Raw genomic sequence first — 22,407 nt, 5'->3', positions numbered from 1 at the left:
TGTAGGTCTTATTTTTGCATAATGCTTCAAGTAAAACATATAACTTTTGGTTACGATAAAACTCTGGTATTAGATAATATCAGTTTTAATCTTGAAAAAGGTAAAAATCTAGCGATTATTGGCAAAAGTGGCTCTGGAAAAAGCACGCTTTTAAAACTTATTTATGGCGAATATGATGTAGACCAAGGCGACATTTTTTGGAAAGACACCCAAATCCTAGGACCAAAACATAACTTGGTAATCGGTTACGAATTTATGAAGTACGTGGCGCAGGAATTCGATTTGATGCCTTTTATAACTGTCGAAGAAAATATAGGAAAGTATTTATCACGCTTCTATCACGAAGAGAAACAAAAACGCACCACCGAACTCATCAAAGTTGTTGAGCTCGAAGCTTTTGCAAAAACAAAAATTAAAAATCTTAGCGGCGGACAAAAACAGCGTGTAGCTTTAGCTCGTGCCTTAGCCAAACAACCCGAAATTTTATTACTCGACGAGCCATTTAGCCATATCGATAATTTTAAAAAACAATCGCTCCGTAGAAGAGTATTTTCTTATTTAAAAGAAAATAATATTGCATGCATTGTCGCCACGCACGACAATAATGATGTTCTTGGCTTCGCCGATGAAATGCTAGTTTTAGACCAAAAAAAAATCATTGCTAAAGACACACCACAAAACTTATACAACAATCCTAAACTGCCATTAATTGCCTCCTTTTTTGGAGAGTTTAATGTGATTGATGGTAAAATTTATTATGCGCATAAACTCAGAATAGTTGATGAAGATTCGCTTCGAGACACCTCAGCGACCAAAAAAGGGATTGTTAAAGCAAGCTATTTTAATGGAGATTTTTGGTTGGTTGAGGTTGATTGTGACTCAAATACCATATTCATTTATCATAAAACACCAATAGAGCCTGAAACACAGATATTCTTCTCTTTTCAGAAATAAATCATCTATCAAACTTCTTCAACAACGCCGGCAAATAAAAAATATCCGTAATTAAAGCAATAGCAACAGTTGTAGCGCATAACAAGCCGAAATCGCGAACCGATGGCGTGGCACTGCTCGCTATGATTAAAAAGCCACCAACTAAAGCAATTGTGGTCGAAAACAAAGCGCTTCCTGTGTAATGCATGGCTTTATTCATGCGTTCTTCGGCTGTACCTTGTACGCGTTTACTTTTTCGGTATTTGTGTACAAGGTGAATCGTATCATCCATAGCGATACCTAACATGATTGGCGTAATCATCGCCGTGGTAACGTCTAATGGAATGTCTAATAGACTCATTAAAATTGCCAAAACAGTCAGTGGTAAAAGATTGGGGATGAGCACTAAAACCGTTGTTCTAAAGCGTTTAATAAAAAACAATAAGCAAAAGAAAGCCACAACAAATGCAGCAAAAAACGATTTGAATTGTGTTTCTAAAATAAAGTTATTGAGCTGCGCAAAAACCACTGCAAACCCATTAATTTTTAAATCGAATTTCTTAGTATCAAAAGACGATTCAAACGCTAATTTTATATCGTCTAAAACTTTATTGAGTTGAGATGTGCGTCCTTCCATCAGGGTTAAAGTAAAACCTGCCGTAGATAAATCATCCGAGAATAATTTAAAGAATTGATTTTTCTTAGTATCAACCTCAGCCAATGTTTCTTTCAATTTATTTTCCGATACATTAGATTGAAACAAGACTGGCGTTCGCTTTTCTAAGAATTGTTTAATCGTCACCACCGAAACAGGATTAGACATCAATTCGTTTGCCTCAAGTTTTGCTTGAAAATCTTCGAGCTGTTTAAACGCGTCTTTATTCAGAATAACACTTCCGTCAGATGTCGAAATATTTATTTGCAAACGGTTGCTACCGCCAAGTTCTGTTTCAACTTTTCGTAAATCGTGTTTGGCTTTTCCTTCGGCCAAAAGATCACGAGAATTGGTGTCTATTTTCACCTGAAAAATAGAGTAAAACCCAAATATTAAAACCGCTGTAAACCCTACAATAATTCCGTTTTTATAATCGGATGTCACGCGATTCAACCAATCGATAAAAGCAGATTGGTTTAAACGCTTTAAGCTTAATAAGGGTTTTGCTTTTTCAAAATTGAGATTCATATAACTAAATCCAATAATGGTAATGATATACACCAAAATAAAACTGAACACTAGGCCAATACAGGTAAAAACACCCATGTTTTTAAACGCTGGTAATGGCGATAAATACAGTGCAAAATAACCGACAAACGTCGTTAAAGTCGTGTAAAAACATGGCGTAAAACTTTTACGAATGGCTACAGCCAAAAGTTCAACTTTTGTCAACGATTTATTTGTCAGGCCTTCTTTGTGATAAATATTTATGATATGCACTGCATCACTAACACTATAAACCATAAGTATAGTTGGAATGAGCATGGATATCATATTCAGAGCAAATCCAAGCGATGTTATGAGTCCAAAAAGTAAGCTAATCGGTATGGCAACGGATAATAACGAAATAATTAAATAACGTTTACTCGGCAATAAAAACAGCAACATCAACGTAATCACCAAAACGGTTAAAACCCCAAACAGGAGACTCTCCTTATAAATACCTTTACTGTAAGCCTCGTTTAAAACTGGTGGACCTGTGAGGTAATAATTTTTGTAGTTTTCTTCGATAATTTGCCGCATTTCTGCAGCAATGGCTTGGCGCTCTTCTTCAACCGTAGATGTTGGCTTTAGTTGAATATAAAAGAACTGACTTTTATAATCTTTAGACACTAACTGCGATGTGATATTTGGCAGTTTGCTGAATAGATTTTTTAAACCTCTATCGCTTCGTTGGTCATTATATAAATCATCAAAATTAATCTTCTGATTGGCGTAAATAGGGTATTTCGCTTTTGCTAAACTGAAAGAGGTTTGCACGTATGGTAATGCATCAATACGGTTGTGAAGCGCTTTTAAATCTGAAACCTCTTTTTTCCCAATAGCATTTTCGACAGGAAACATAGCAATAAAAATCTCGTCAGACCCAAATTCTTCTTGAAATTTAATGTACGCTTGATAGCTTGGGTCATCTTCTAAAAACCAAATGCCAAGCGAGTTGTCAACGCTTAATTTATTTAGCGTATTATAGCCAGAAAATCCCAAAGCAACTGCCAAAAAAGCAATGATTGCAATTCTGAATTTTATGATTTTTGATATGAGGTTTTCTAATTTTTTCATAGTTATTTCTAGAAAGCAAAAGCGCCAAATCTGCCATGATGTGTCAGGCTCAAATTCATTATTTTAGAATCAAACTTCACAGTCGGAATACCAAATTCTGATTTTTGGAATTCTATAGTGTTGGTCCAAATATTGTCGCTCTTACTAATCCTTTCACTTAGTTTATCTCTTAAAACTTGACGCTGACTTTTTAAATTTTCATCTTTAAAAACTACGAGTTCAGATGTCATTTTATGCGGAATTAATCGCGCTTCAGATACAATGTAATCTGTTGTTTTTTTGATTGAAAGATAACATGAGAACTCTTTGTAATTCACCTTCCAAATTGAAGCATGTGCGACACATTCAAACTGCTTTGGTGCGTAAAACCGACTTGGATGTTTTTGAACATATAGTTTGTAAGCCGCCTCTTTCATGGACCACAACTGCCAAACGGTAATAGTTTTGTCTCCAGAGTTTTTGATAAATTCTTGTTCCTTCTCAGTAAAGAGTTTGTCCAAAAAACGTGGGCGTTGCCAATTAGAGTCTTTCTGGGCTTGTGCGATATCTACAATATCGTTGCCAACCATTAGGCGTCGAGCTTAGCATTTACAATAGCCATTGCCGATTTTACATCGAGCATTTTTTCCATGTCCTCATTTTCTAACCGGATGTCAAATTCGTCTTCAATATCTAAAATGATATCGACCAAATTGGCTGAATTAATCTTTAAATCTTTTACAAAATCCGTGTCTTCGTTAAGGTTTTCAAAAGCCGCTTCATCTTGGATATATGGGGCAATAATGCCTTTAAGTTTTTCTATTAATTCGTTATTGGTCATATTGTTATTTTATATAGTAAAGATAGGGATTTTGATGATGTCAGTTCGAGTGATTTTCAATTTAATAAAATTGAAAATTGTAATTCGACTGCACTCAAGGTGACATTATCTAAACTACTTGAATTTTCTAAAAATCACACAAGCATTCACATCTCCAAATCCAAAACTGGCTTTAGCAATCACATCAAAATTTAGATTCAATTTTTCAGTCGGAATTTGCTCGCGATTCACAATTGCTTCAATATCTGGATGCAAATCTTCGCAATTAATATTTGGTGCTATAAACTGTTCTTCAAGCTGAATAATACTTGCCACGCATTCAATAGCTCCAGCAGCAGCCAAACAATGCCCAACCATAGATTTTGTTGAATTGATATACGGAAAATTGCTTCCATTTCTATGTAAAGCTTTTGTCCAATTTTCGATTTCCAAACCATCTTTTGTCGTTGCGGTAAGATGCCCGTTTATAACATTTATATCATTTGAGGAAACTCCCGAATTCTGAATCGCCTTTGTAATGCAACGTTGCACAGCTTCAGCATTTGGGGCAGTTAAGGTTCCGCCTTGACGTTGTCCGCCAGAGTTGACTTCACCTCCAAGAACCTCAGCATAAATTTTGGCACCGCGTTCTAAAGCGCTTTCAAGAGATTCTAAAACCAGCGCACCCGCGCCACTTCCGGGAACAAAACCTGAAGCTGTTGCACTCATTGGTCGCGATGCTTCTTCAGGTGAATCGTTATGCTTATACGTCATAACGCGCATGGCATCGAATCCGCCCCAAACATAAGGTCCGTGGTCGCTACAACTACCAACCAACATGCGTTTAGCTTTTCCGTTTTGGATGCGCTCAAAACCCATTAAAACAGCTTCGGTTCCTGTTGTACATGCCGAAGAATTTGTAGTGACTTGATTACCAAAACCCAACATTCCGCTTAAATACGCACTGACACCACTTGCCATGGTTTGTAACACAACAGTGCTTCCTAAGCGTCTTACTTGACCTTCATCAAGCTTGTAAATCGCTTCTCGGAATTTCTCAACACCCGAAGTTCCTGTGCCGAAAATTAGTCCCGTATCATAGTCCAATTCGCTATCTGGATTACTGTCGAAGCCTGCGTCTTTCCATGCGTCGATGCCTGCAATGCAACCATATAAAATACCCGAACTATTAAAACCTCGTAACTGTAAATCGGTAAAATATTTTGATTTTAGTTCATCTGAAATAGTTGGAATTCCACCAATTTGACAAGAGAATTTTAAATCTGCTAATTCTTGATGAAACATAATTCCAGATTTACCTTGTTTCAACGCTTTGGTAAATTCTGAAATTCCAACACCATTTGGCGCAACAACGCCTAACCCTGTTATGACAACTCTATTTTTCATGCTTTCATCATTCCTGAAATTAAACCTCTTGCAATCAACTCACCTTTTTCATTTAACATTTTTACCTTGCACTTTAACTTATTAAAACGAAACACTTCTTTTTCTGAAGTCACAGTCACTTTTTCGCCGGGTAAAACTGTCAAATAGAAATCTACTTGATTAGATGTTAAGGCTATTTGCGGTTGATTTTCAGAATTCAATTCGTCTTTTATTAAATAAATGCCTAAACACACCAAACCAATTTGCGCCATGCATTCCGTTAGGATAACACCTGGTGTAATAGGGTTGTTTTTAAAGTGACCTTCGTAGAAAAACTCATCTGGTTTGAAGGTGTAATGACCTTTTATTCCATCTTCTGAAATTTGATTGATACCATCCACAAACAAAAAGGGGTTTTGATATGGTAAGAGTGATATGATTTGTTCTGGGTTCATTCTATTAAACAAATCTCTTTTAAGTGATAATTTAAAAACTCTAAACTTGGTTGACTTCTTATTGGTTTTCTAAATTTTAAAGGTTCAAGTATTCTTTTTATTGTCAAATCTGCCTTTTTTGAAAAGACAATATTATAACTAGAATCTAACCCAAAATAACCTTTGTCGAATAACTTATCATGTAAAACACATAAACAAATTGCGTTAGTTGCTTTCAATCTATCTTCGATTGAGATTGCCCAAGGCTTTATATGGCTGCATATCAATAAATCTTCTTTATCAATTTCACAAAAAGCACATTTACAATAATAATTTGATAATACTATCCTCCTTAGTTTATCTTGAAAAACTCTAGCTTTAACTTGACTAATTCTATCAGTTATTATATTGTTGTCTATTTCAGAAAATGAGTTAAAATATTTTTCAGACTCTTCATAAGAAGAGTCTAACTCTATTAATAAATCTAAACCCCGATTAAACTTTTTATCTTTAATTTCATATAATTCATCTATAGATTTATTTTTTAAAATTCCTTTCTTTTCTTTCTTAATATTATAGCTATGCAATATCTCCATTGCCACAAAACCGCCACCTCTAGCCAAATACGGAATATCTAAAATGTCTTTTTCTATTTGTCTGTGACTTAAAGAGTCTTTCAAAAAAGCCTTTAAAACTTTGGCCTTTGTATATGAATCAAATGTTTTTTTCATACTAACATAAATGTTCTCCACCGTCAACAGGAATAACTGTTCCTGTAATCCAAGCGGCTTCATCTTTACTTAATAAGTAAACAGCGTTAGCTACATCTTCTGGTAAGGTTAAGCGTTTGTTTGGATTTCTTATTAAACTGTGCTCTAAAATTTTTTCGCTTCCAGGAATCATCCGTAATGATGACGTGTCTGTAACTCCTGCTTGGATGCAATTGGCTTTTATCCCGAATGGCGCAAACTCTAAAGCAATGTTTCTGGTAATGGCCTCTAAGGTCACTTTTGCAGCCGAAACTGCGGCATAATTTTGCCACGCTTTGCTATTGCCTTCGCTTGTAAAACTTATAATTCTGGTGTCTTCAGCAAAAAGTTTAGCGTCAAAAAGTGCTTTTGTCCAATCGTATAAACTAATACCCATTGCCTTAATGGTCAAAGCAAAATCATCGTGTTTTAAAAAGGGGTTATCTTCTGAAACCATTGGTTTTAAATTTCCTTTTGCAACGCTGTGAACTAAAGTTTTTATTTTGTGTTTATCTCCAAACTCAGATTGTAAAGCTTCGATTACAGCGGTTCTTTTTTCGGGTTTAAAAGCGTCTGTGTTGAAGGATTTAAAAGCAACGCCTTCTTGTTTTATGGTTTCGAATTCAGTTTGAATCGCTTCTTCTTGCATTCGCGGATTGCGATGTACAATGCAAATGTTCATGCCGTGTTTGGCTAACTTTTTTGCAGTTGCTAAACCTAAGCCTGAGCTTCCGCCAAGGATTAATGCCCATTGGTTTTTATTTTGAAATTCTTTAGTCATTTACTTTTCAATTTATGAGATGCTGAAAGAACACTTCGACTGCGCTCAGTGTGACAGTTCAGCATGACAAAATAAATTTTGTCACCATTCTAATAAAATTCGTTGCGCCGAGAAACCAGGCCCAAAACTAAGCATGACGCCTTTATTTCCTTTTGGTAAATCTCTATCCATAAAACGCTCCAACACATACAAAACGGTAGCACTACTCATATTTCCATAAAGTCGTAAAACCTCTTTGGTGTCGTCTATATTTTTACCTAATTCTCCGAATAAATCTTCAACGGTTTGCACTATTTTTTTTCCTCCTGGATGAAATACCAAATGGTCTATATCTTCAATTTTTAAATTGTTTTTCTCTAAAAATGGATGAATAATCTTCGGGAAATGGTCTGCAATTGTTTGCGGTACCGATTGGTCTAAGACCATTTGCAAACCTGTATTTCTGAGTTTGAAGCCCATCATGTGATTCGCATCATAAAAATGATACATGGCTTCGTCTTTAATTTCTGGTCCTTTTTCATCTTCATAAGACGATAAAATTACACTCGCACATCCATCACCAAAAATAGCTGCACTGACAATGTTTACCATGGAATAATCTTCTAGTTGAAAGGTGGCTGTTGGCGACTCAACTGCAATCACAGCAGCGCGTTTGTTGGGATTTGCTTTAAGAAAATTCTTCGCATATATAATTCCCGAAACTCCTGCCGCGCAACCCATTTCTGTTACAGGCAAACGCACAATATCTTGTTTCATTTTGAGACTATTAATCAAATACGCATCTAGAGACGGAATCATAATCCCAGTACAACTTACGGTGATGATATAGTCGATATCAGTAGCTTTTAAGCTTGCTTTATCTAAAGCTTTTACTAAACTTTTTTCAGCAAGTTTTATGCATTCTCTGATGTAAATGTCGTTTTTTTCTTCAAAAGACGTTTTAAGAAAAACCTCTTCTGGTCCCATAATAGAATAGCGCTTATCGACCGCAGCATTTTCAAAAATCTTAAGCACTTTTCGCTTAAAACGTTCGTCTTGACCATCGAGCCAAAGCTCGACAAAAGGCAGAATATCTTTAGTTTCTCTTGTATGTTCTGGCAACTGTTTTGCCACTGATGTAATGCGTACCGCCATCTATGTTTTTATTAACCATTGGTAACGGAATGCCCATTTCCAACGGATTTCTGATTTGAGGTTTAATTTTTTTGTTAGGTTTTCTAAGTCTTTTCTTTTGAAGGCTCTTAAAATTGAAGTTAACCCATCTTCAACTATCATTTGATTAGAAATTACCAAACTTAACAGCCTAAACAAACCGTAAGCCATTTCACTTCTGTGCAAATCGTTAATTACTAACCCTAATCTTGCTTTGCCCGATAATTGCTTCAATAACACTTCTAATTCTTCGGTTTTAAAATGATGCAAAAACAAAGTCGCTAGAGCGATATCGTAATCTAAGTTTTTAAATTCTTCCGAAAAAATATCATGGTTTTCGAATGTGATTTCGGGATAATCCACCGACAATTCCGTAGCATAATCAATCGCATCTTGATTGGCATCTATACCTATTAATCGTAACAGATAACCGTTTTTTCTTCCAAAGTCCGCAACTAGCCTCAAAATATCTCCATGTCCGCAACCCAAATCAATAATAGTGTATGTTTGGTCTTTGGATTGATGTTTTAACAATTGCGAAACACCATCTAAAGTCACTCGATTGCCTCCTAGCCATTTGTTTATTTTTCCTAGCTTGTCTAAAGTGTCGCGCAGCAGGTCGCCTTTCATGGAAAAGTCGTCCATAATTTCGGTTTTGTTGCTGCGGTATGTGGTGTTTATAAACAATACTTTCAATTAATTAGTTCTCGACTGCGCTCGAACAGACAGACTTTTTTTTGACTTCGACTCTACTCAGTCATCCATTTATCTTGTTTTTCGTGGCTTCGAGAACCTTAGCCACCAGATTTACTTTAAACTTTCATAGGCTTGCCATGCGTCATTTTAATAATTTGCGGTACCAAAAATGGAAACCACCTTAACAGTACCAAAAGCTTTGGCGCTAACCAATTTTGCCGAAATAAATACGCGATTGTATGTCCCGCTTTTAATCTTAAACTAAAGGTTTTTTTCCAGCGTTTGGTATAAGCATTTTCAAAATTTGCTCGACTGTCGAATTTTCCTTCAAGATAATCAATTATTAGCTCAGATGCTATTTGCGCACTACGAATCGCCATTCCCATGCCATTGCCACATAAGGGATGAATCATTCCAGCGGTATCTCCGCACATAATCATATGATTTTCAACCGGATTTTTAGTTTCAAACGAAATCTGACTAATGGTTAAAGGTTTTTTAAACTCTGGTTTTGAGTTTTGAAATATCTGTTTTAAAGCTTCATTTTTAAACAATACCTCGTCCTGGAACGCATTAATATCTTTAAACTTCTTAAAGGCTTTAAAATTGGTAATGTAGCATAAATTGATGTGGTCATTTTCTACTTTAGATACACCGCAATAGCCGCCTTTAAAGTTATGAAGTGCTACTTTTTCCTCAGGAAATTCTCCTGAAGCATGAATTTTCACACCTAAATATGGCGACTTCTTTTGAATAAATTTCCGTTGAAATTTTGCATCTAAATTTGAGCGTTTTCCGAAGGCACCTATAATAATTTTAGACTGAAACGTTTGATTTTCTTTGGTTTCAACTTGAAAACTATCGTTATTGAAATGTACATCTTCCACAGTGTCCTGAAGCACTTTAACACCGTTTTTTAATGCCAATTGGTACAACTGAAAATCCATTTCGTGCCGACTCATCCCAAAACCTCCAAGTGGTAATTTTGCAGTAATGTTTTTGTTGTTATGGGTCGTTAATTCAAATTCTGAAATGCGTTTTGCACCAAATTCAAAAGGATTAAAACCTAAAAAATTGAAATACGGCAAAACTTCGTTAGATACATACTCGCCACAGACTTTATGCTTTGGATAGCCGTTTTTTTCGATAAGTAAAACCTTAAAACCTTTTTTAGACAAATGAATGGCACTCGTTAATCCGGCTAAACCACCACCAATAACAATTACATCTATCTCGGTTTTATTCATTGAAAGGTTTCTATATGCACAACTTTAATTTTCACAGTTTTACTCATTACAAAACTTCCACCTCCGACATTAAAATCTCTACGGTTAATTTCAAACTCAGATGTTATTTTACGCTGAGAATCTGTGATTTCAACCTTTAATGGAATTGTAATTTGTTTTGCCTTTCCTTTAATCCTAAGATTAACTTTTGCAGAATATCTATTTTCAGCTTTTTTATACAACTCCACAACATCCATGGTAATTAATGGATACTTTGATACGTAAAAATAGTCTTCCTTAAGAAGATGCTCGTCTCTACTTTCTATTCCTGTTTCTATAGAATTAGCCTTGATTTCTCCTGTAAAATCTTGGAGATTATTGGCGTCATCAAAGGTTGTGGTTACTGTAAAGCTTTTAAAAAAACCATCAACGTTAACGCCAAGGTTTCTTATTACAAAATCTATTGATGATGTATTTTGAGCAAAAACCTTAACTCCAAAACATAAGAAAATCAAAACTATTAAACGTATTCTCATAGTAAATTTTATTGTGAAGTTATGACAATATTCTAAAGGCTCATAAGAGAAAAACGACAAATTAATGTACATAGCAGAAGCAATCCGTTTTTAAAACGGTCTTTTTTCCTAGATAATCTCTATAATTGTGAACTGTTGCGCCCTAAACTGAACGCTGTCGCCAACTTGTTTGGAAAGAAGTAGTTGACCAATAGGTGTTGCAGCAGAAATGGCGAAAAACAACTCATTATTGAGCTTAATTTCGCCAATGCTAACAGCAATAAAATAGTTTGCTGAAGACGTTTTGACTATACTGCCTAAAGCTACTTTGGTGTGTGTTTGTTCTGGATTGATTTTATGAAGGAGCTCTTGTTGTTTTTGAAGTTCTGCCAATTGCTGCCCTGCTTTCTCACGTTCTAATTGCAACATGGCTCTTCCCGTTTCGTGCTTATCGCCAGCCGTACTTTTTGTTTCGGATTGCAATGAATTTTGAATGTCTGCAATTTTATTCTTGATGACTTCTAAGCGTGCGCCAAGTTGTGCTTGGCATTGGTTGTATAGGTTTTGTTTTATGTTCTCGGTCATCTTTATCTATATGTCTGGTTGAGCGCAGTGGAAACCTTTTTGAAACTGGATTTAATAGTTCTCGACTGCGCTCGAACTGACAAAATTATGGTAAATCTGCCAAATCTTTACCTATTATGCTACCAATAGCAACACCCATTCCACCAAGTCTTACTCCGCAAAACACATTATTACTTAGTTGTTTTACGATTGGCTTTTTCTGGATACCAACGCCCATGATACCTGACCAATAATGATCAATCTTTACATCTTTGTTTGGTAAAATAGTTGTTTTTAGAAGTTCTTCTAGCTTGTTTTTTACCAATTGAGTTTGTCCAAATTCGGAAGTCTCTTCAGTTTTAAAATCGAGGTTTCGACCACCACCGAAAAGAATGCGATTGTCTATATTTCTGAAATAGTAGTAGCCTTTATCGAGATGAAACGTGCCTTTAATGTTTAAGTTTTCTATTGGCTCTGTGATAAGAACTTGAGCGCGTGCAGGCTTAACGTTTTCATCAATTAATTTTGAAGCGAAACCATTTGTAGCAATGAGTAGTTTTTGTGTTGAAAATTCAAAATGATTAGCTTTTATTTTTACTGAATTTGCATCTTCTGAAAACGATAAAACTTCAGTAGAATTAATAATTTTGATATCTTTTTGATGCGCTTTTTGAAATAAAGCTGCCATCATTTTACCTGTATCTATTTGCCCTTCAAACTGATTAAAACCAAACGTATCTTGAACATTTTGAAATCCAAATTGATTATCCTTAAAACTAAAAACCTCAGCATTGAAAATAGGTCTTAGTAAATCATTAATCTCATTTTTTCGACTTAAGCATTCCTCATAAAGTGCTTTGTCTTCTTTTGTAAATAATTCGTAGCCGCCAAGTTGTTGATAATCTATAGCCTTATCTCCGAGTGTTTCTCTTGATAATTTAAGTCCGTCCACACGCTGTTTTACCAAACTAAAAACTTCTTGTTCTGAGTGTGTCTCTAAGTCTGAAATCAACTCGCTTAAACTCCCAAAACAGGCAAAACCTGCATTTTTAGTACTTGCGCCTTGTGGTAAAATGCCTTTTTCGAGGATTAGAATATTTGCTTTAGGATGTTTTTCTCGTAACTGAAGTGCACAGTTTAGCCCAACAATACCACTACCGATGATAGTGAAATCGACGTTAGCTAACCATGATTTTATTTCCCAGTAGCTTAGATTCATCTTATAAAAAAGCCTCTAAAATTTAGAGGCTTCAAAGTATAAAATATAATTGAGCTATACCCTAATCATTCAATTTTAAAACTGCCATAAACGCTTGCTGAGGAATTTCTACGTTACCCACTTGGCGCATACGTTTCTTTCCTTTTTTCTGCTTTTCTAAGAGTTTTCGTTTACGTGAGATATCACCGCCGTAACATTTGGCAGTTACATCTTTACGAAGCGCTTTAATCGTTTCGCGCGCAATAATTTTAGCACCTATTGCCGCTTGTACCGGAATATCAAATTGTTGACGTGGTATTAATTCGCGAAGCTTTTCGGTCATTTTTTTACCAATATTATAGGCATTATCTGCATGAATTAATGCTGAAAGCGCATCTACCGTTTGTCCATTTAATAAAATATCGACACGCACCAATTTAGAGGCGCGCATTCCAATTGGCGAATAGTCGAAAGAGGCGTAGCCTTTAGAAACCGTCTTTAATCTATCGTAAAAATCGAATACAATCTCTGCCAACGGCATATCAAAACTCAACTCTACTCGCTCTGTTGTTAGGTAGGTCTGGTTAGTGATTTGTCCTCGTTTTTCGATACATAAACTCATTACTGGACCTACGAAATCGGCTTTGGTAATAATTGTTGCTTTAATGTAAGGTTCTTCAACACGGTTTAGGGTTGAAGGTTCAGGTAAATCAGACGGATTATTTACAATGATGATATCGTCCGGATGTTTATTGGTGAAAGCGTGGTAACTTACATTTGGTACGGTAGTAATCACCGTCATATTAAACTCACGCTCCAGGCGTTCTTGAATAATTTCGAGATGTAACATTCCTAAGAATCCACAACGGAAACCAAAGCCTAAAGCGGCAGAGCTTTCTGGCTCAAATACAAGTGAGGCATCGTTAAGCTGAAGCTTTTCCATAGATGCTCTGAGCTCTTCATAATCTTCGGTATCTACAGGATAAATACCAGCAAAAACCATTGGCTTTACATCCTCAAACCCTTCAATGGCATTTGTTGTTGGTGTTTTAGCGTCGGTAATGGTATCTCCTACTTTTACTTCACGAGCATCTTTTATTCCCGTAATTAAGTAGCCAACATCGCCAGCTTTTATCTCTTGTTTTTTAACTTGATTCAATTTTAGCGTACCGACCTCATCTGCAAAATAGGTGTTGCCCGTTGCAATGAATTTAATCTGTTGGCCTTTTCTAATTTTTCCGTTAATAACTCTAAAGTAAGTCTCAACACCACGAAATGGGTTATAAACCGAATCGAAAATTAAGGCTTGTAAAGGCTCGTCTTCGTTGCCTTTAGGTGCGGGTACACGCTCGATAATAGCTTTAAGAATATTGTCGACTCCAAAACCTGTTTTTCCACTGGCGTGAATGACTTCTTCTGGGTCACAACCTAATAAATCTACGATATCATCAGTAACTTCTTCTGGGTTTGCGCTTGGTAAATCAACTTTGTTAAGTACAGGAATAATTTCTAAATCATTTTCAAGTGCTAAATATAAGTTTGAAATCGTTTGTGCCTGTATGCTTTGCGCCGCATCAACAATAAGTAATGCGCCTTCGCAAGCTGCAATAGAACGTGACACTTCATAGGAAAAATCTACGTGACCAGGTGTGTCAATAAGATTTAAAACATAGTCCTGACCTTCGAACTTGTAATCCATTTGTATGGCGTGGGACTTAATGGTGATGCCTCGCTCACGCTCCAAATCCATGTTGTCCAATAATTGATCTTGCTTTTCCCTATCGGTAACAGAACCTGTGTAATCTAATAAGCGGTCTGCTAACGTACTCTTTCCGTGATCAATGTGTGCAATGATGCAAAAATTTCTAATGTTCTTCATGTATTCTTCTTTAGCAATTTTTCCCGAAACTTCGGGATGCAAATATAAGTGTTTTATAAACCTTTAGTACTCCTTAAGTTACAAGAAAACTGCTATTAAATGTATATTTTCATCGATTTTAAGTAAAAAACTATTTATATCTTGTACCAACTTACTAACTAAATCAAAAAATCAAATTGAAGCCCCTATTTACTGCGATTTTTTTCGCGTTAAGTTTGTCCTTATTTTCTCAAGAATTTTCTTTGAAAGGAACTGTTGTTGACGAGAACCAAAAACCATTGTCTTATGTAAATGTTGTTGTTTTAAGTTCTGCGGACGAATCGTTTGTCAATGGTACAAGTACTAATGATAATGGGCAATTTGAAATAGAATCTTTAGCTGAAGGCGACTATATTTTGAAAGTAAGTTTTATTGGTTTTAAAACCGTTTCTCAGTCGATTTCTTTAAAAAGTGATTTGAGTCTATCTAAAATTACCTTAATTGAAGATGCGGAATCTTTAGACGCCATAACGGTAACTGCAAAACGCCCAACTGTAGTCAGAAAACCAGACCGTCTTACCTTTAATGTTGAAGATACCGCATTAACAGAAGGTACAACACTTCAGGTGTTAAAGAGTACACCAGGTGTTATTGTTTCAGACGGAACTATTAACATAAAAAGCGAGTCTGCTACGATTTTTATAAATAATCGTCGCGTACAATTGACGTCATCGGAGTTAATTCAGCTTTTAGAAAGTTCACCTGCAAACAGCATAAAGTCTATCGATGTTATTACAAATCCACCAGCAAGCTACGATGCAGATAGTGGTTCAGTGATTAATATTATAATGAGTAAAAACCTTGTAACGGGCTACCGCGGAAGTGTCTCAGCTGGCTATACACAAGGTGTCTTTCCAAGATATAATGCAGCAACTAGTCATTATTTTAAGAACGATAAAATAAATCTTAACATTAATTACAGCCATACTGGTCAGAAAATAGATAGAGAAGAAATCGCCGAGGTAGATTTTTTAGATTCTAATAATTCGATACAAGAAATCTGGAATTCGGGCATAGACCGAAACACAAAATCTAAAACGCACAACCTGAATCTAAATTTAGATTACTACCTAAGTGAAAACACAACGCTAAGTTTTACCTCAACAGCACTTTACACCCCAATTTTTGATTACAGAATTAAGAATAACACGGTAATTACTGACGCAAATAGCGTCTTTGATGGTCGTTTTACTGCCGATAACAACTCCGATGACGACAAGTTAAATATTGGTAGTGATTTAGGTCTTAATACTAATTTTAAAAACGGAAGTAGCCTAAACATCAGCGGCCATTTTACGATTTACAGTTATGAGCGAGACCAGAATGTATTTAGTAATTTTTTCGATGAAAATAACACCTTTACCAATTTTTCAGAGTTTAATACGCTAGCAAATCAAGACACCAATATCTATAATGCTAAAGTTGATTATTCAATTCCATTTAACGATACTTCTGCTTTTGATGCGGGTTTAAAATTTTCGAATGTTACTACAGAAAGTGCAATAACTCGCGTAGATATTATTAACGGTAACGAAGTTATTAATACTGCAAATAGCAATGCGTTTGACTATGACGAAAATGTATTTGCAGCCTATATAAATTACAGTAAATCTTGGGATAAATGGGATATTGTTTTAGGCTTGCGCACAGAACAAACAAATATCGAAGGATTTTCTCCGACGTTAAATCAAACAAACACACAAGACTATCTGGAGTGGTTTCCAAACGCTAGTATTTCCCTTACTGTTTCAGATAATTTTAGCCTTTACGGAAATTACAAGCGTAGCATTACACGACCTAATTATACCAACTTAAACCCCTTTACATTCTTTTTAAATGAAAATTCGATAGTGGTGGGAAACCCAGACCTTCTGCCAACATTTAAAGACCATTTTGTAATAGGAACAAACTTCTATAAATACTTTACAATCGAAGCCTATTACATCAATTACAAAGGTGCGATTAACGAAATTCCGCGACAAGATAACACCACCAACATTGTTGCCTACACGCCAGTAAATATTGATAAAACGATAGATTTTGGGTTCGATTTTCTTTTTGATTATTCCCCAACAAATCGATGGTACTTATCATTTGGAACCTCATTTTACAATATTTCTGAAGAAACCGACTTTGGAAACGATATTGTAGACCTCAGTCAATGGTCTAATTACTCGTATTTATCTAACGATTTAACATTGTTGGAAGACAATAGCCTAAATCTAAATCTTACGTTTACATATGTTGGAAAGAATCTAATAGCTTTAAATATTATTGAAGACCAATTCTTCTCTGAGTTAAGTGTGTCTAAAAATATATTTAAAAATAAAGGCACCTTATCACTAGGTGTTTCAGATTTTTTCAATCTTCAAGACCAAAAGTTCGCTACGCGATATCTTAATCAGTCTGGTAGAAGGGAAATCGATTTAGACAATCGCTTCGTAAAATTAGGTTTCCGTTACAAATTTGGAAACACCAAGCTTAATACCAACGAGCGCACAACCGATGCTGAGGAACGCGAGAGAATTAAGGATTTAGATTAAAAAATCCCATCCTAAATCCTTCCCAAAGGGAAGGACTTTTTAATCTTGCCACTCGGCAACAAACAAATTGGTATCGCGTCCGCCACCATTGTTTCTGTTACTTGAAAATGCTAAATATTTACCATCGTTAGAAAATACTGGAAAAGCGTCAAACGTTTCGCCATGGGTAATGCGCTTTAGGTTTTTTCCGTCAGTATCAATCATGTACAAGTTAAAAGGAAAACCACGTTCTGCTTCAAAATTTGATGAGAATAACACCTTGTCACCACTTGGCAAAAAGAACGGACTCCAATTGGCATTTCCTAAATCTGTAAGTTGACGCAGATTGCTGCCGTCAGCATTGCAGATATACAATTCCATTTCGGTAGGCTCTACTAAACCTTCTGCTAATAGCTCTTTGTATTCCTTGATTTCCTGCTCAGTTTTAGGACGAGACGAACGAAAAATTAACTGACTTCCGTCTGGCGAAAAGAAGGCGCCACCATCGTAACCCAATTCGTTTGTAATTTGTTTTACATCCGTTCCATCGATGTTCATAGTGTACAATTCCAAATCGCCACTTCTGGTAGATGTAAATACAATTTTATCTCCCTTTGGAGAAACTGTTGGCTCGGCATCGTAGCCGATTTCGTTAGTTAATTGTTTTACAATATTACCTTCTAAATCTGCGACAAAAATATCGTAGCTGTCGTAGATTGGCCAGATGTATTTTCCGTTTTTACGTAATGGTGTATCTGGGCATTCGTCTTGTTTTAAGTGCGTCGACGCATAAATAATATGTTTATTATCTGGTAGAAAATAAGCGCAAGTCGTTCGGCCTTTTCCTGTACTAATCATTGGAGGTACTTTGTCTTTAAACGTTTCATCAGCATTCATTAAAAACATTTGGTCGCAGCCTACATTCCAAGCGGCATTGTTAGATTGAAACACGAGTTGTTTATCGTCAAAACTCCAATACGCTTCGGCATTATCACCTCCAAAAGTGACTTGTCTGATAGATTTAAAATGTACTTCTTCTGGATAAATTAATGGGTCATTTCCTGCAACCAATTTTTTCTCTGCTGGTTTAGTTTCAGTTTTATTGACTTCATTTTTACAAGAAAAAATTGAAAAACAAATCAAAAGAATAACACCTAATCGCTTCATAACTATAATTTTTAATGCCTAATTTTGTTATTCCTATGCGTAAAGCTTCGGAATTTTGAGACAAAAATAAGATAAACCAATGAAAAAGATTGCCTTATTATTTATAGTATTATTTGTATTTGCCTGCAAAAACGAACCAAAACAAGCTGAAAACAAAATAAAAGACGATGTTACTTTTTTAGCCGATGATAAGCTCGAAGGGCGACAAACTGGCACTCCAGGAGAAAAAGCGGCTTCAGATTATATTTCTGAACGCTTTAAAGACATTGGGCTATTGCCAAAAGGAACTGAGGGTTTTATCCAATCGTTTAGTTTTAAACCAAAAACTGACCCACACAAAGAAGTTGAGTTTACAACCAACGCAGATAGCACAATTACGGGCAGAAACGTGATTGGTTTTATAGATAATAATGCAGAAAACACCATTGTAATTGGCGCACATTACGACCATTTGGGCTTTGGTGGCGAAGGTTCTTTATACCGCGAAAAAGACAAAGCCGTACACAACGGTGCTGATGATAACGCCAGTGGTGTTGCCGTGATGCTGAATTTGGCCGACCGTTTAAAAGTGCGAAACGAAACTGCTGAAACAAAAGACAACAATAACTATTTATTTATGGCATTTTCGGGGGAAGAAATGGGCTTATTAGGCTCTAATTACTTCTCTAAAAACCCAACAATTGATACCAAATCCATTAACTACATGATTAATATGGATATGGTTGGCCGAATGAAAGCCGATAGTACATTAGCTGTCTATGGTGTTGGTACGTCTCCGATGTTTAAACAAACTTTAAAAGCAAATAACGAAAAGTTTAAATTGGTAGAAAACGAAAGTGGTGTTGGCCCAAGTGACCACACAAGTTTTTACTTGATTGATATTCCAGTACTACATTTTTTCACGGGTCAGCATGAAGATTACCACAAACCAGGCGATGATTCTGAAAAGCTAAATTATGGTGGTATGAATCTCATTTCAGATTACATTTTTACCATCATCACTGATTTAAATGATAACGGAAAACTCGCCTTTAGAAAAACAAAAAACGAAAGTGAAGAAGTTCCGCGTTTTAAAGTTGGTCTTGGCGTTGTCCCAGATTATCTATTCGACGGAAAAGGTATGCGTATTGATGGCACTCGCGAAGATACACCTGCCTCTAATGCAGGCTTACAAAAAGGTGATATTGTTATAAAACTTGGTGATGCAGACGTAACAGACATGATGAGTTATATGAAGGCGCTTTCTACTTTTGAAAAAGGTGACGAAACTTCGATTAGTGTGAAGCGAGGCGAAGACATTATTGAGACTACGGTGAAGTTTTAAAAAGCCCATCCTAAATCCTTCCCAAAGGGAAGGACTTTCACTCAGACGGCAAAGCCATGACTAAAAAAGAAATTATTCTCAAAATTCATTTGGTAATATCTGTTATTATCGTTTTTCCCGTAGCTATTAGTTATGGGTTTTTTCCAGATTTGGAATTCGAATTATTTCCAAAAACCATTGATGAGCATAATTTCTACAAGGCTATTATGGGATTGTATATAGCTTGCGCTTTTATTTGGATATTAGGAATATTTAAAACTAATTACCTAAAAACAGCCTTGATAACCAACGTTGTATTTATGCTCGGTTTGGGTTTTGGTAGAATTACAAGTATGCTTATTGATGGCTTACCAACACAAGGTTACGTTATTGGTACATTTTTAGAATTGTTTTTAGGGTGCTACGGAATTTGGGTTTTAGTATCCCAACATCAACGTACCGCAAATACCAAGACTAATGAGTAAGTAAAGCCCCGCCAAAATAAAAAGAATCTTGGCTGCCTTTTTATTATTCTTGTAAAGGGCAAAACCTATAATAGCTAAAAGAATGGCTGGTCCAAACATTATGGCTAGTATTAAAATGACTAAGCCATCTAAATTTCCTGGTTCTAAAACTAAACTCATCATATTTCGTTTCTAAGTTCTTCTAATCGTGCTTTTTTATCGTCTCGGTAAAATAGATTCATGGTCTCAAACGGTATGATTTTATTGTCCTTATCTACAATGTGAACACATGATTTCTTTATCGCTCGTACGTCAAAATTATAAGCATCTATAAACTGCATAATTATTACCCTAAACAAATTATCATAGCCCAAATTTGGTGCATCAATATTTGGTAAGCAGCACATTATTGATTTTAAGTTTTCTTCTGCAACCTCAACAGAATTTCCTGTGCTAAACAGCTCTATCATTTTTCCATGAAGCTGTTCGTCTTGCTCGTAAATAATCGTGTTTTTGCTATTATCTAATAAATCAGCGGGGTTAATATAACGTGTCAACGGAAAAACCTCTCCTTCTAATTTAAGTGCATAACCCATAACCAAAGCATCTGGATTACAAGGTACCGGCAACAAATCATCTGGATTAAAAATAGTGGTTTGCTCCATTATTTTTCGTCGCACTTCGGTTAAAGTCATTCTGTCCGTTTCAGGATTAAAATTTTCTAACCGACCTGCAATTTGCGTTGGTTGCAAAGTCACACCACGTACGCATTTTTGCTTTAAAGCATAATCAATAATTTTTCCAATTTCATGGTCATTTAATCCTTTTTGAAGCGTCACTACCAAAGTGGTTGAAAGATTAAGTTTATTTAAATTTTCGAGCGCTTGCTTACGAATGTCATTTAAATCTGCTCCTCGCAATTCTTGTAAGACGGAATTTTCAAACGAATCGAATTGTAAGTAAATTTCAAAATCTGGAGAATACGTTTTTAACTTTTCAGCGAAAGCGAAATCTTTAGCAATTTTAATACCGTTGGTATTTAACATTAAATGCCGAATTGGCAACGATTTTGCATAATCCATAATCTCCCAAAACTGCGGATGTATTGTAGGCTCACCACCAGAAATTTGCACCACATCTGGCTCTTTTTCATTTTTAACAATGGTGTCTAGCATCGTTTTTACCTCTTCCAAAGTTCGATGTCTTCCGTAAGTTGGCGAAGAACCTGCATAACAGGTTGGGCAAGTTAAGTTGCACCTATCCGTAACCTCAACAACCGTTAAGCAGCTATGTTGCTCGTGGTCGGGACATAAGCCACAATCGTACGGACAACCATAATGTGTTTTGGTATTAAAAGTGTATGGCGTTTCGCTGGGTTTATTATAATTTCTTATGTTTTTATAATACTCAATATCATCTGCAATAAGCACCTTAGAACTACCATGCTCATTACAACGTTTCAGCATGTAAACGTTCTCGTTTTCAAAAACAATCTTTGCATCAACACGCCTTAAACATTCTGGGCAAAGACTCAAGGTAAAATCGTAATAGGTATATTTTCTAACGGGCATACTTTAGTTTCTGAAAGATAAATTTGTAATAATACAACCAACAAATTAGACATAATATTTGGATTGTGCTTAGCCCAAGAACATAAAATACATTAGGTTTTAAAAACTCTATAAAAAATCGAAAACCAAAGTAAAACAACATAAAAAGCTTAAAAAGCTCACCGTTTTTTAATGAATAGTTATTCAGAATGTATTTTAAACTGAAAAATAGAATGACTAAAAACACAAGTTCGTAAAGTGATGTAGGATGCCGTTGTAAGCCATCTCCCAAATCCATTCCTGTAAAAAAAGAGGTCTGTTTGCCGTAGGTAAACTCTTTGACTCCTGATAAAAAGCAGCCAATACGTCCGATAAAAATTCCAAGAATAATCGGAAAGACAAACAAATCGCCAGAGGATTGCTTTTCTCCAATAATTTTTTTGGCTAATTCTACACCTAGCAGTCCTCCAAATAAACCACCCATTATGGTTTTTGTGTTTAATAGCTGAATAAGATTCTGCTCCGTAAATTCTACAAAAGGATTTTCTAAAACGCCCACCAGCCTAGAGCCTATTAAGGCGCCCAACGTTGCACCGAGAATAATAGATAGTCGGTTGTTGGAGTTAATATGGTCAGTCTCCTTTCGTCTTAAGATTATGTAATATCGAAACGCTAAAAAGAACGCTAAATATTCGAGGATTAAATGACTATTTATGGTTGTATTAAAAAGTTCTGGCTCGAATGGTATTTGCAACGCAACTTCAAAATTTGTTAA

21 protein-coding genes are annotated in these 22,407 nt (G+C 35.7%); 4 read left to right on the top strand and 17 right to left on the bottom strand.

Features of this window, described 5'->3' with window-relative positions; all coding sequences use genetic code 11:
* The first annotated feature begins 21 nt into the window (after positions 1-21).
* On the top strand, positions 22-954 hold the full coding sequence (locus DFQ05_RS08300; protein WP_132704924.1) for an ABC transporter ATP-binding protein: 933 nt from the start codon (positions 22-24) through the stop codon (positions 952-954).
* A 1-nt stretch (position 955) separates the two neighbouring features.
* Here DFQ05_RS08300 and DFQ05_RS08295 read toward each other — a convergent pair whose 3' ends face one another.
* From DFQ05_RS08295 to lepA, 14 genes are all read right to left on the bottom strand, one after another.
* Positions 956-3,208 carry an efflux RND transporter permease subunit gene (locus tag DFQ05_RS08295; protein WP_132704923.1) on the bottom strand — a complete coding sequence of 751 codons (2,253 nt, stop codon included), beginning with the start codon at positions 3,206-3,208 and terminating at the stop codon, positions 956-958.
* 8 nt (positions 3,209-3,216) lie between these two features.
* Positions 3,217-3,777 carry a 4'-phosphopantetheinyl transferase superfamily protein gene (locus DFQ05_RS08290; protein WP_132704922.1) on the bottom strand — a complete coding sequence of 187 codons (561 nt, stop codon included), beginning with the start codon at positions 3,775-3,777 and terminating at the stop codon, positions 3,217-3,219.
* The gene (locus DFQ05_RS08285) at positions 3,777-4,028 is read right to left on the bottom strand and encodes an acyl carrier protein (RefSeq protein ID WP_132704921.1); all 252 of its coding nucleotides are present in this window, start codon (positions 4,026-4,028) and stop codon (positions 3,777-3,779) included. The genes DFQ05_RS08290 and DFQ05_RS08285 overlap by 1 nt, the downstream gene beginning before the upstream one ends.
* 114 nt (positions 4,029-4,142) lie before the next feature.
* Positions 4,143-5,414, bottom strand: a complete 1,272-nt coding sequence (locus DFQ05_RS08280; RefSeq protein WP_132704920.1) for a beta-ketoacyl-[acyl-carrier-protein] synthase family protein — start codon at positions 5,412-5,414, stop codon at positions 4,143-4,145.
* Positions 5,411-5,848, bottom strand: a complete 438-nt coding sequence (locus DFQ05_RS08275) for a 3-hydroxyacyl-ACP dehydratase FabZ family protein (RefSeq protein WP_132704919.1) — start codon at positions 5,846-5,848, stop codon at positions 5,411-5,413. Before DFQ05_RS08275 ends, DFQ05_RS08280 begins: the two co-directional genes overlap by 4 nt.
* On the bottom strand, positions 5,845-6,558 hold the full coding sequence (locus DFQ05_RS08270; protein WP_158281901.1) for an HNH endonuclease: 714 nt from the start codon (positions 6,556-6,558) through the stop codon (positions 5,845-5,847). Before DFQ05_RS08270 ends, DFQ05_RS08275 begins: the two co-directional genes overlap by 4 nt.
* A gap of 1 nt (position 6,559) precedes the next feature.
* Complete coding sequence (locus DFQ05_RS08265; protein ID WP_132704917.1) at positions 6,560-7,357, bottom strand: enoyl-ACP reductase FabI; 798 nt, start codon at positions 7,355-7,357, stop codon at positions 6,560-6,562.
* Between the two features lie 81 nt (positions 7,358-7,438).
* Positions 7,439-8,491, bottom strand: coding sequence for a type III polyketide synthase (locus DFQ05_RS08260; protein ID WP_132704916.1), 1,053 nt, complete (start codon positions 8,489-8,491; stop codon positions 7,439-7,441).
* On the bottom strand, positions 8,492-9,154 hold the full coding sequence (locus DFQ05_RS08255) for a methyltransferase domain-containing protein (protein ID WP_132704915.1): 663 nt from the start codon (positions 9,152-9,154) through the stop codon (positions 8,492-8,494).
* 167 nt (positions 9,155-9,321) lie between these two features.
* Positions 9,322-10,452, bottom strand: coding sequence for an NAD(P)/FAD-dependent oxidoreductase (locus DFQ05_RS08250; protein ID WP_132704914.1), 1,131 nt, complete (start codon positions 10,450-10,452; stop codon positions 9,322-9,324).
* Positions 10,449-10,967, bottom strand: coding sequence for a YceI family protein (locus tag DFQ05_RS08245; protein ID WP_158281900.1), 519 nt, complete (start codon positions 10,965-10,967; stop codon positions 10,449-10,451). Before DFQ05_RS08245 ends, DFQ05_RS08250 begins: the two co-directional genes overlap by 4 nt.
* Positions 10,968-11,075: 108 nt before the next feature.
* Positions 11,076-11,531, bottom strand: a complete 456-nt coding sequence (locus tag DFQ05_RS08240) for a GreA/GreB family elongation factor (protein ID WP_132704912.1) — start codon at positions 11,529-11,531, stop codon at positions 11,076-11,078.
* An 85-nt stretch (positions 11,532-11,616) separates the two neighbouring features.
* Complete coding sequence (locus DFQ05_RS08235) at positions 11,617-12,729, bottom strand: NAD(P)/FAD-dependent oxidoreductase (protein WP_132704911.1); 1,113 nt, start codon at positions 12,727-12,729, stop codon at positions 11,617-11,619.
* Positions 12,730-12,790: 61 nt separating this feature from the next.
* On the bottom strand, positions 12,791-14,587 hold the full coding sequence (gene lepA / locus DFQ05_RS08230; RefSeq protein WP_132705115.1) for a translation elongation factor 4: 1,797 nt from the start codon (positions 14,585-14,587) through the stop codon (positions 12,791-12,793).
* 242 nt (positions 14,588-14,829) lie between these two features.
* Between lepA and DFQ05_RS08225 the strand changes: the two genes are divergently transcribed.
* Positions 14,830-17,169, top strand: a complete 2,340-nt coding sequence (locus tag DFQ05_RS08225; protein ID WP_241974232.1) for a TonB-dependent receptor domain-containing protein — start codon at positions 14,830-14,832, stop codon at positions 17,167-17,169.
* A gap of 39 nt (positions 17,170-17,208) precedes the next feature.
* Here DFQ05_RS08225 and DFQ05_RS08220 read toward each other — a convergent pair whose 3' ends face one another.
* Positions 17,209-18,315 carry a TolB family protein gene (locus tag DFQ05_RS08220; RefSeq protein WP_132704909.1) on the bottom strand — a complete coding sequence of 369 codons (1,107 nt, stop codon included), beginning with the start codon at positions 18,313-18,315 and terminating at the stop codon, positions 17,209-17,211.
* Between the two features lie 79 nt (positions 18,316-18,394).
* Between DFQ05_RS08220 and DFQ05_RS08215 the strand changes: the two genes are divergently transcribed.
* Both DFQ05_RS08215 and DFQ05_RS08210 read left to right on the top strand, forming a co-directional pair.
* Complete coding sequence (locus DFQ05_RS08215; RefSeq protein ID WP_132704908.1) at positions 18,395-19,639, top strand: M28 family peptidase; 1,245 nt, start codon at positions 18,395-18,397, stop codon at positions 19,637-19,639.
* A 56-nt stretch (positions 19,640-19,695) separates the two neighbouring features.
* Entirely contained in the window at positions 19,696-20,103 is a 408-nt protein-coding gene (locus tag DFQ05_RS08210) for a DUF4345 domain-containing protein (RefSeq protein WP_132704907.1), read from the top strand.
* A gap of 158 nt (positions 20,104-20,261) precedes the next feature.
* Here the strand turns inward: DFQ05_RS08210 and DFQ05_RS08200 are convergent, their stop codons facing one another.
* Positions 20,262-21,653, bottom strand: coding sequence for a radical SAM protein (locus DFQ05_RS08200; RefSeq protein WP_132704905.1), 1,392 nt, complete (start codon positions 21,651-21,653; stop codon positions 20,262-20,264).
* Entirely contained in the window at positions 21,643-22,386 is a 744-nt protein-coding gene (locus DFQ05_RS08195; RefSeq protein WP_132704904.1) for a prolipoprotein diacylglyceryl transferase, read from the bottom strand. The genes DFQ05_RS08200 and DFQ05_RS08195 overlap by 11 nt, the downstream gene beginning before the upstream one ends.
* Positions 22,387-22,407: the final 21 nt, after the last annotated feature.

The sequence above is a fragment of the Winogradskyella wandonensis genome (assembly GCF_004346845.1).
GTDB classification, from domain to species: Bacteria; Bacteroidota; Bacteroidia; order Flavobacteriales; family Flavobacteriaceae; genus Winogradskyella; species Winogradskyella wandonensis.
This window is presented reverse-complemented; position numbering and strand designations above follow the sequence as displayed.